Annotated in this window: 1 pseudogene; it reads left to right on the top strand. The window is 32.2% G+C overall.

The features are described 5' to 3' along the window. Positions 1-127: pseudogene (locus ACSG5Z_RS30525) on the top strand (LysR family transcriptional regulator); the annotation flags it as partial. Positions 128-304 lie beyond the last annotated feature (177 nt).

The raw sequence follows: 304 nt of genomic DNA, 5'->3' as shown, positions 1-304 counted from the left end.
ATCCTACATTCCTATCCCTGAATTTGAATTTCAGCGTAACATTTATACAATTCATCATGAGGACAGATGGAATTCTAAAATTATTTCTTTTTTACTACATAGCATCACTTCTTATGCAGAAAAAAGTAAAAAGGCTGTCGTTATACACGACAGCCTTTTAAACTACAACTCTATTTATTTTTCTTCGCTTCAATTCTTGCTTGTGCCTCTTCAGCCTTATCTAATGCTTCTGAAAATTTTTACTCTTTTTCTTTCACGTCATCTATGCTATCGACAGCTTTGATAAGTTTATCAATTCCTTCTT

The sequence above is a fragment of the Bacillus pretiosus genome (genome assembly GCF_051294775.1).
In the GTDB taxonomy this organism is placed as follows: Bacteria; Bacillota; Bacilli; order Bacillales; family Bacillaceae_G; genus Bacillus_A; species Bacillus_A wiedmannii.
Note: the sequence above shows the minus strand (reverse complement) of the source record. Positions and strands in the feature narration are given on the sequence as shown.